Annotated in this window: 10 protein-coding genes; all 10 read right to left on the minus strand. The window is 58.5% G+C overall.

The window, feature by feature from the left end:
* A partial coding sequence (locus AC11W3_RS05685) for a Wzz/FepE/Etk N-terminal domain-containing protein (protein ID WP_484091887.1) occupies positions 1-383 on the minus strand: 383 nt, incomplete at its 3' end.
* Between the two features lie 387 nt (positions 384-770).
* Positions 771-1,181, minus strand: a complete 411-nt coding sequence (gene hepT, locus AC11W3_RS05690) for a type VII toxin-antitoxin system HepT family RNase toxin (RefSeq protein WP_484091888.1) — start codon at positions 1,179-1,181, stop codon at positions 771-773.
* A complete protein-coding gene (mntA, locus tag AC11W3_RS05695; RefSeq protein WP_484091889.1) occupies positions 1,171-1,572 on the minus strand; it encodes a type VII toxin-antitoxin system MntA family adenylyltransferase antitoxin in 402 nt (133 codons plus the stop codon). The genes hepT and mntA overlap by 11 nt, the downstream gene beginning before the upstream one ends.
* A gap of 26 nt (positions 1,573-1,598) precedes the next feature.
* The gene (locus AC11W3_RS05700) at positions 1,599-2,114 is read right to left on the minus strand and encodes a KdsC family phosphatase (protein WP_484091890.1); all 516 of its coding nucleotides are present in this window, start codon (positions 2,112-2,114) and stop codon (positions 1,599-1,601) included.
* Positions 2,115-2,205: 91 nt separating this feature from the next.
* Entirely contained in the window at positions 2,206-3,171 is a 966-nt protein-coding gene (locus AC11W3_RS05705; protein WP_484091891.1) for a KpsF/GutQ family sugar-phosphate isomerase, read from the minus strand.
* Positions 3,172-3,373: 202 nt separating this feature from the next.
* Positions 3,374-3,529: a hypothetical protein gene (locus tag AC11W3_RS05710; RefSeq protein WP_484091892.1), complete on the minus strand. Its 156-nt coding sequence runs from the start codon at positions 3,527-3,529 to the stop codon at positions 3,374-3,376.
* 123 nt (positions 3,530-3,652) lie between these two features.
* Positions 3,653-4,471 carry a 3-deoxy-8-phosphooctulonate synthase gene (kdsA, locus tag AC11W3_RS05715; protein WP_484092626.1) on the minus strand — a complete coding sequence of 273 codons (819 nt, stop codon included), beginning with the start codon at positions 4,469-4,471 and terminating at the stop codon, positions 3,653-3,655.
* A 297-nt stretch (positions 4,472-4,768) separates the two neighbouring features.
* Positions 4,769-6,367, minus strand: coding sequence for a CTP synthase (locus AC11W3_RS05720; RefSeq protein WP_484092627.1), 1,599 nt, complete (start codon positions 6,365-6,367; stop codon positions 4,769-4,771).
* Positions 6,368-6,607: 240 nt separating this feature from the next.
* Positions 6,608-7,372 (minus strand): 3-deoxy-manno-octulosonate cytidylyltransferase, encoded by a 765-nt coding sequence (kdsB, locus tag AC11W3_RS05725; RefSeq protein WP_484091895.1) that lies wholly within the window; start codon positions 7,370-7,372, stop codon positions 6,608-6,610.
* A 194-nt stretch (positions 7,373-7,566) separates the two neighbouring features.
* Positions 7,567-8,799, minus strand: coding sequence for an EAL and HDOD domain-containing protein (locus AC11W3_RS05730; RefSeq protein WP_484091896.1), 1,233 nt, complete (start codon positions 8,797-8,799; stop codon positions 7,567-7,569).
* Between the last annotated feature and the right edge of the window lie 37 nt (positions 8,800-8,836).

Here is an 8,836-nt window from a genome sequence, read left to right on the forward strand (position 1 = left end):
TCCAGCTTGCGCCACGTCTGGTTTGGGGTTTTGGTCCCGTAGACCTTGCCTAGCTGAAGCCTCTGAATTACCTCGTCCCCAACCGAGCGGCTTTTGAGGATACTGATGTAAAGCTCGCTCTCGGCCCCTTGCTTGGCCGCCCCGGCAAGCCCGGCAAGCCCCCCCATCTGCCCCAGGGCTGAGGAGAGACCCGAGCTCTCCTTTTGGGGGGGGAGCACCTTGGTGGTCGCCAGGTAGATATTTGGCAAGGTAAGGCTGTAACCCAAGGAAAGGAGCGCAGAGATGCTGCAAATGGAGAGGATAAGCATCTTGCGCTTCGCCAGCACCAACACTATGGAGAGAGGGTTGAATCCGGCATTATCTGCAACTTCGACTTCACTCATGCTTCCCCAATGCAATACTCATCACAGTTTGAGATCGACAAGAAGTGGCCTCTCCTCGCCTGCTACGTTGGTCTGCGGCCCTGCACGCAGTAGTCACGAGGAGCTTCATTCGGAAATTAAAACCGTCATTGGCATGCTTTAATTTTCGTGGAAGCAAATATACCACCAGGCAAAATCAATGTAAATGCGTATTAACAAATTTTTAGTAAAAAAATTTATGGTTCTAATTAGCTGGCAGGTCAGGGGCAGGTGATGCGGGGGAAGAGATGTCTAAGTTTTCGGGAAGGGAAACACAAAAGGAGCGCCCCCGGCGATGGGTGACGCTCCTCTTAATAACTTCGAACTCGGTAATCGCTGCAGCCCCAGGCTCGCGGGGACAAGAAGTTGCTAGCTGTCCTGCAAAAGAGCGGCCCCGAATTCCCTGAAGTCGATCAGGTGGTCTTCGATGATCTTTCTCACCACCTCGAGGTTCAGCTTCCGGTAGTCGTGGACTGCGACGTTGCGAAATCCGACCATGGCTTTTAGCCGGCTGCAAAGTGCGGCGTCAATAATGCCGGCATCCGAGAGGAAGTCGAACGCGCCTCTTGATTCCTGGGGGACGCCCAACTTCCTCAGCCGGACGAGGTGCATTGCCGCATCTATGGAGGCTTCACAGGCTCTCTGAAGGTTCAGGATGATGGAATCCTGACGGGTGTAATTGGTTTCGAGCTCATCCTCATGCCCGACATAGTCCTCCTCCACCCGCGCCACGCTGCGCTCGATCATCCCCACCTTGTTAAGGAGTACATCACTTGTCATAGATGCTCCCTCTCCGCTTAACGTCTGTAAGGATCTCGCGGCGCTCCTCGTTGAGCCTGGCGTAGCTGGAAAAAACCATGTCCTCGAATTCCTCCGCCGCATTGAAGTCTGAGGCGTAGATCCGCTGTCCATAGGCCACAACTTGCATCCTCATTACAGTCGATGCAGCCAGCAAGTCGACCAGGTCCACGTCCCTGCCCAACTTCGAGGCCAGATCCTGGGACAGTTCCCAGCGACGCACGTTGTCCAATTTTTCGGCGGGGAGTATGGCGATATCAATGTCGCTATCGTGGCGTTGGGCTTCCGTGCCCCATGACCCGAAACGATAGATGGCTCGGCATCGAGGCAACGCATCCTGCAGGGTTTTAACAATCAGCGCGTCAAACTCCATAGGACGGTCCCTGTGAGTACTAAAGATTAGACGTAGTAGCGGGAGGTGATGGTGTCCCAGTTGTCCTGGGCCTTGAGGATCAGGTCGCAGACTTCCCGGACTGCACCCCAGCCGCCACGGTTCCTGGCGACGAAGTGGGCGAAGGGAAGGACCTCGCTGACGGCATCGGCGGGGGCGGCGGCGAAACCTACGCGGCGCAGCAGGGGGATGTCGATGACGTCGTCTCCCATGAAGGCGACCTCTTCGTCGGTCAGCCCGGTGGCTTCCAGCATCTGCCGGTACGGAACCATCTTGTCGAGGGATTTCTGGTAGACCTGGCCGATGCCGAGTTCCACTGCGCGGTTCGCTACCACCTGGGATTCACGGCCGGAGATGATGCCTATCTCGATGCCGGAGCGCTGCAGCATCTTGATGCCGTGGCCGTCCTTGACGTTGAAGAACTTGCTCTCCACGCCGTTGGAGTCGAAGATGATGCGACCGTCGGTCATGACGCCGTCGACATCGAGTATCAGCAGCTTGATCTTTTTTAGTCTCTCTTGCATTCAGAGTCCTTTAAGCGTTACCACAGAGGACCCGGAGGGCCCTCAGGGGACACAGAGGTAAAATCAGGGGTCAACCGACAAACCGCGGATCCTACGCTATCCCGGCCTTCAACAGATCGTGCAGATGGACGATACCCACAGGAGACAGCGACGTATCGTCGGCGAAGACGAAGAGCGAGGTGATGGAATACTGCTCCATCTGCTGCAGTGCCCGGGCGGCAAGTTCATGACTGTTGATCCGCTTCGGCTTTGGCTTCATGAGGGCGGAGGCCGGAAGGTTGATGATGTCCAGCCCTTTCCCTAATGCCCGCCGCAGATCGCCGTCGGTGATAACCCCGATGAGTGAACCGTCCGCCTCGGTGACTCCGGTGATCCCGAGTCCCTTGGAGGTGATGGTGAAGAGGGCCTCGCGCATCAGGGTTTCAGACGAGACCAGCGGCAGGGTCTCGCCGCGGTGCATGATGTCTTCCACTCTCAGCAGGAGCCTCCGGCCAAGGGCGCCGCCGGGATGGAACATGGCGAAGTCTTCGGCCTTGAAGCCGCGGCTGACCAGCAGGGCCACGGCGATGGCGTCACCCATGGCCAGGGTCACAGTGGTCGAGGCGGTCGGGGCAAGGCCCAGCGGGCAGGCCTCTTCCTTCACCGAGATGTCGAGGAAGACGTCACCGCTCTTGGCCAGGGTCGAGGTGGGGTTCCCGGCCATGGCGATCAGGGAGGCGCCGAGTCTCTTGATGATGGGGAGGATCCGCACGACTTCATCGGTCTCGCCGCTGTTGGAGATGGCGATGACGACGTCGCCGCGCATGATCATGCCGAGGTCGCCGTGGATCCCTTCAGCCGGGTGCAGGAAGAATGCGGGGGTCCCCGTAGATGCCATGGTCGAGGCGATCTTCTGTCCGATCAGGCCTGACTTCCCCATCCCGGTGACGACGACGCGACCGGGGGTGTTGAGGATCATCTCGACCGCACGTTCGAAAGCTCCATTAATCGAGGCCTCGAGGTTCAACAGCGCCTCAGCCTCGACCCGAATTACCCTTTTCGCTTCAGCTAATATCAAGACAACTCCAGAACACCTAAAGACCTTTAGCAGGTACGGAAAAGATGAGAAACGATCAGAACTAAATCAAACTTCTAGAGCCATTTAACAGGGATAGACAGGATTAACAGGATAAAAAACAATCACACCTAAAACAACGGGGAAAATCCTGAAGCATTAACTTGAATGCACTGCATGAACTGCATAAACAGGTTGAGAAACATCAAAACCAAAGCCAGGGAGAAAGAACAAAACCAAAAGAATGAATTCCTGATATAGCCTCTTTCCTGCAAGACGCTGCACTCACGTCCATCCTGCACATCCCTGTAAAATAGCCTTTGCCTTTGTCATTTAACAATTGCTGCAGAACCATTGCCATTACGTCCCCCCCTTGTCAAAGGGGGGACAGGGGGGATTTGCCTCTCCCCTCAGCTTTTGAGGTTTAAAGTTTTATCCCATCCATCCTGCACATCCCTGTTTAAATAGCCTTTGCCTTTGTTTCTTATTTTACGATTGCGTCGATAGCCTTGAGTTTCTTGAGCAGCGCCGGCAGATCGTCCAGCCGCACAGAATTCGGCCCGTCGCAAAGCGCCTGCTCCGGCTCCTCATGCACTTCCATGAAGACACCGTCGACCCCGGAAGCGACCGCGGCCCGTGACAGATATTCCACGTACTCGCGCTGCCCGCCCGACGAGGTCCCCTCCCCTCCCGGGAGCTGGACACTGTGGGTGGCATCGAAGATGACCGGGCAACCGGTGCCGCGCATGATCGGGAAGCTGCGCATGTCGACAACCAGGTTGTTATAGCCGAAGCTCGCCCCGCGCTCGGTGAGGATGATGTTCTCGTTGTCAGCGGAGAGGATCTTCCCCACCACGTTCTTCATATCCCAGGGCGCCAGGAACTGTCCCTTCTTGACGTTGATCACCTTGCCCGTCTTGGCCGCGGCGACCAGGAGATCGGTCTGCCGGCACAGGAAGGCGGGTATCTGGAGCACGTCGAGCACGTCGGCCGCCGGCGCGACCTGCTCGATGGAGTGGATGTCCGAGAGGACGGGAACTCCCAAGGCCTCTTTCACCTTACCGAGGATGCGGAGCCCTTCCTTCATCCCCGGGCCGCGGAACGCGGTGACCGAGGTACGGTTGGCTTTATCGTAGGAGGCCTTGAAGATGAGGGGAATGCCCACGCCGTTGCAGATGGTCATCAAGCGCTCGGCGCAGCGCATGGTCGCGCTCTCGTTCTCAATGACGCAGGGACCTGCGACAAGCACCAAGGGCTTGCCCCCACCGATTTTGACTCCGCCTACGGATATTTCCCTCGCCATTTCTACTCCTGAAATTACAGTTTATGTCTCAAAAACATCACCCCTCGCCTACGGGAGAGGGCAGGCTTGCGCGCCGAAGGGCGCTTCAGCGCGAAGGCGGGGGTAAGGGCCGGTGGTCACGGAGAGGATGCCATGGGTAATCCTTCCGAAAGGCAAATCCCCCCTGTCCCCCCTTTGACAAGGGGGGGACGCGAGGCTTCACCATTCACCATTCACCATTCACCATTCACCATTCACCATTCACCATTCACCATTCACGGCCTTTAGTCCCTAGTCCCTAGTCCCTAGCCCCTGCCTTTATCTATTCCCCTTCGCCGCCGTGATGAAGGCCTTGAAGAGCGGGTGCGGGTTGAGGGGCTTGGACTTGAACTCCGGATGGAACTGGCAGCCAAGGAACCACGGGTGGTCGTTGAGCTCGATGATCTCGACCAGGTCGCCTTCCTTGTAGAGGCCGGAGATCACCATACCCTTCTCGACAATTTCGTTGCGGAAGGTGTTGTTGAACTCGTAGCGATGGCGATGACGTTCGGAGATCTCGGTCGCGCCGTACGCCTTCTGGGCGAAGGTCCCCTTGGTCAGGGAGCACGGATACGCCCCCAGCCTCATGGTGCCGCCTTTCCGCTCCACGCCCTTCTGCTCTTCCATCAGGTGGATCACCGGGCTCGCGCACTCGGGCTTGAACTCGCTGGAGAATGCCTCCGGCAGGTTGCAGACGTTACGGGCGAACTCAACCGCCGCCATCTGCATGCCGAGGCAGATGCCGAAGAACGGCACCTTCTTCTCGCGGGCGTAGCGGATGGCCTGGATCTTCCCTTCGGTCCCGCGCTCGCCGAAGCCGCCCGGAACGAGGATGCCGTCAACGCCCTGGAGGAACTTCTCGGCTCCTTCCTCCTCGAGTTTCTCGGAGTCGAGGTAGACAATGTTGACCCGGCAGTCGTTGGCGATGCCGCCGTGGGTCAGCGCCTCGGAAAGCGACTTGTACGACTCCTTGAGGTCGACGTACTTCCCGACCACGGCGATGCTGACTTCGCCGCTGCTCGGGTTGGTCAGTTTCGATACCACCTTCTGCCAGTGGGTCAGGTCTGGAGCCTTCGTCCAGATGTTCAGCTTCTCGACCACCTGCTCGTCCAGCCCCTCGAGGTTCAGCGCCAGCGGCACGGCATAGATGTGCTCGGCGTCCCTGGAGGTGATGACCGCCTTCTCCTCGACGTTGCAAAAGAGCGCGATCTTGGCCTTCATCTCCTGGGGAAGCTCCTGCTCGCAGCGGCAAAGAAGGATGTCCGGCTGGATACCGATCTCGCGCAGCTCCTTGACCGAGTGCTGGGTCGGCTTGGTCTTCAGCTCGCCGGCGGTCTTGATGTAGGGAACCAAGGTGACGTGCAGGTAGAGGACGTTGCCGGGGCCGCGGTCGCTCTTCAGCTGGCGGATGGCCTCCAGGAAGGGAAGCGACTCGATGTCGCCGACCGTGCCGCCGATCTCGACGATGGCGATATCGGATCCCTTGGCATTCTCCAGGATGTTGAACTTGATCTGGTCGGTGATGTGCGGGATGACCTGCACGGTGCCGCCCAGGTAGTCGCCGCGCCTCTCCTTCTCGATGACCGAGAAGTAGACCTGGCCGGTGGTGAAGTTGCTCTTTTTGGACAGCTTGCTGGAGGTATAACGCTCGTAGTGCCCAAGGTCGAGGTCGGTCTCGGCGCCGTCGTCGGTGACGAAGACCTCGCCGTGCTGGAACGGGGACATGGTGCCGGGGTCGACGTTGATGTACGGGTCGAGCTTCTGGATGGTGACCCTAAGCCCCCTCGCCTCGAGGAGGGCGCCCAAAGAAGCGGCGGCGAGTCCCTTGCCTATGGAAGAAACAACGCCGCCGGTCACAAAGATGAATTTTGTCTTCACTGAAAAAAACCTCCGAGAAACTGGGAACTACAGATTCAGATCGAGATTGAGATTAAGATAAACTCAAAACAACCTTACCTATTTTGTCCCTTTCTTAATCTTGTGGACCGATAGTAACAGAAAAGAGCTGCACCTCGGTCTCTAGTTTATAAGCCCCTACTGTAACTGAATCCAATGCAGTTGTAAAAAGATAAAGAAAGCCTGGATGCCAGACTCATCAAATATTATTCAATCGCAAGCCTAATCCTGATCGGCCTTTAATTTAGCCAGCACCTTCTCCAGGTCCGCAGGCGTATCGACCCCGATGGAGTCGAACTCGGTCTCGACCACCCTGATGCGATAGCCGTTTTCCAGGGCGCGCAACTGCTCGAGCTTCTCGGACAGTTCGAGGTAGGTGGGGGCCAGGCCGGCGAAGACCGGGAGGAATTCGCGCCGGTAGACGTAGAGCCCCACGTGCTTGTAGCAGAGGAGCTTTCCGGAGACGAAGGCGTCGTCCTTCAGGTCGTTCCACTTGTCGCGGAAAAACGGCAGCGGCGAGCGGGAGAAGTACAGCACGTTGCCGCAGTGATCCGCCACCACCTTGACCACGTTCGGTGACAGGAAGTCGTGCAGGGTCTTGATCCTGGACTTCAGGGTGGAGATGGGGAGAGCAGGATCCTCCAGCATCGGGGTGATGGCCTGGTCGATCATGGCGGGATCGATCAGGGGCTCGTCACCCTGCACGTTCACCACGATGTCGGCGTCGATCCGCTGCGCCACCTCGGCGAGCCGGTCGGTCCCGGTCTCGTGCGAGGGGGAGGTCATCTCCACCCTTCCGCCGAAGGCCAGCACCCGCTTGGCGATCCTCTCGTCGTCGGTGGCCACTATGACCTCGGAAACCAGCGAGGCCCTGGAGGCACGCTCGTAGACGTGCTGCACCATGGGCTTGCCCATGATCTCCGCCAGAGCCTTGCCTTCAAAACGCGTAGATGCATACCTGGCGGGAATAACCGCGGTTATCTTCATTGGCTTCTCGGTCGGGATGGTCCAACGGGAAAAAGCCCCGTTCTGGTCCCTGTGGTTGTGGTTTAGGGGTTCTGGTTGGCTGGCTTTCACTGCGGAGCCGGTTGGAGCGCGAGCTTAAAAAGTCGCGGCTCCGTCCCTCATTGGCGGGACGTAACACGTTACATCAAAAGAAAGCGCCGTGTCAAGGAGTGAAATCAGAGGGATGCGCTGAGGCGGTCGGACCAGGCGATGGTTTCCAGCTGGGCCGCAAGGAGTTGGTCGAGGGTCAGCGAGCAGGATTCCAGCTGGTCGTTGATCCCGTAGAAGTCGGTATCTTCCACCTTTTCCACGAGAATGAGGAGGGCTCCCAGCTCCCCGCTGCGATCAAGGAGCGCGCCGCGTACGTCCTCCACCAGGTTGAGCTTTTCCACCAGCTCGGGCATGGAGACCTCGAAGAGGACGTCGATGAGGGAAAGGACCCCGGTCATGAAGGCGCGGTCGGAATGCTCGCGGCCAACGTGAGGCAGGGACTGCACCAGCAGTTCCATCATCTTGCCGCGGTTGGCGGCCATCTCCAGCAAGGGGGTGTGGACGCCGGAGGAGTCGTCGCTGGCATAAAGGGCGAGGGTGATCCACCGTTTCAGCTGTTCGAGCCCCAGCACCATCAGTGCATGGCGCAGGGTCTTGATCCTCACCCTGAGGCCGATGGCGACGGAGTTGACCAGCCTGAGCAGGTTGTAGGTTAGCGCCGGGTTCTGCTTGAAGGTCTCCTCGATCTCGGAGAGCTCCGTTTCGGCCATCACCTGCTCCATGAGCTGCAGCATGCTCAGCTTGCCGACATCGACCCTGTTCTGCTTGAGGACCACCGGCCGGGCGAAGTAGTAGCCCTGGAAGAGATCGAAGCCGAGCGCCGAGCAAGTCCGGTACTGTTCCGAAGTCTCCACCTTCTCGGCCAGAAGCGTCAGGGGCCAGGCCTTGAGCTTTTCCACCGTCGGGCCCAGCTCGTCGGCAGGGGTCTCCAGCACGTCCAGTTTCACCACGTCGATGAACTGGTAGACGGGGTGAAAGGAGGGAGCGTAGACGTGGTCGTCCAGCGCCAGGGTGAAGCCGAGTGACTTGAGGTGGCGACAGCGCTCCACCACGGCTTCGTCCGCGATGATCGATTCCAGGAGCTCGATCACCACCCGGTCCTTGGGCAGGAGTTCGATGGCGTCGCTCATCAGCATGTTGAAGGTGACGTTGAAAAATCCCTTATGCCGGCCCAGGACGTCCTGGAAGCCGAACTCGGAGAGGGCGTTGAGGATGACGCTGGCGCTGGCGACATGGACATCGAGGATGTTGGCCGTCATCAGGCTCTCGGCTGAGCGGAAGAGGAGCTCGAAGCCCATGATCTGTTGTGACCGGTCGAGTATCGGCTGGCGCCCCAGAAAGAATTTTTGTCCGATCATAAGAACCTCTAAATGCAGGGACTAGGGGCTAGGGGCT

It is taken from the genome of Geomonas sp. (assembly GCF_056994735.1).

Excerpts from the sequence above, each read along its gene's own strand:
- hepT (WP_484091888.1), bottom strand. The coding sequence starts at position 1,181 with ATGACAAGTGATGTACTCCTTAACAAGGTGGGGATGATCGAGCGCAGC.
- mntA (WP_484091889.1), bottom strand. The coding sequence starts at position 1,572 with ATGGAGTTTGACGCGCTGATTGTTAAAACCCTGCAGGATGCGTTGCCT.
- AC11W3_RS05700 (WP_484091890.1), bottom strand. The coding sequence starts at position 2,114 with ATGCAAGAGAGACTAAAAAAGATCAAGCTGCTGATACTCGATGTCGAC.
- AC11W3_RS05710 (WP_484091892.1), bottom strand. The coding sequence starts at position 3,529 with ATGGCAATGGTTCTGCAGCAATTGTTAAATGACAAAGGCAAAGGCTAT.
- kdsA (WP_484092626.1), bottom strand. The coding sequence starts at position 4,471 with ATGGCGAGGGAAATATCCGTAGGCGGAGTCAAAATCGGTGGGGGCAAG.
- kdsB (WP_484091895.1), bottom strand. The coding sequence starts at position 7,372 with ATGAAGATAACCGCGGTTATTCCCGCCAGGTATGCATCTACGCGTTTT.
- AC11W3_RS05730 (WP_484091896.1), bottom strand. The coding sequence starts at position 8,799 with ATGATCGGACAAAAATTCTTTCTGGGGCGCCAGCCGATACTCGACCGG.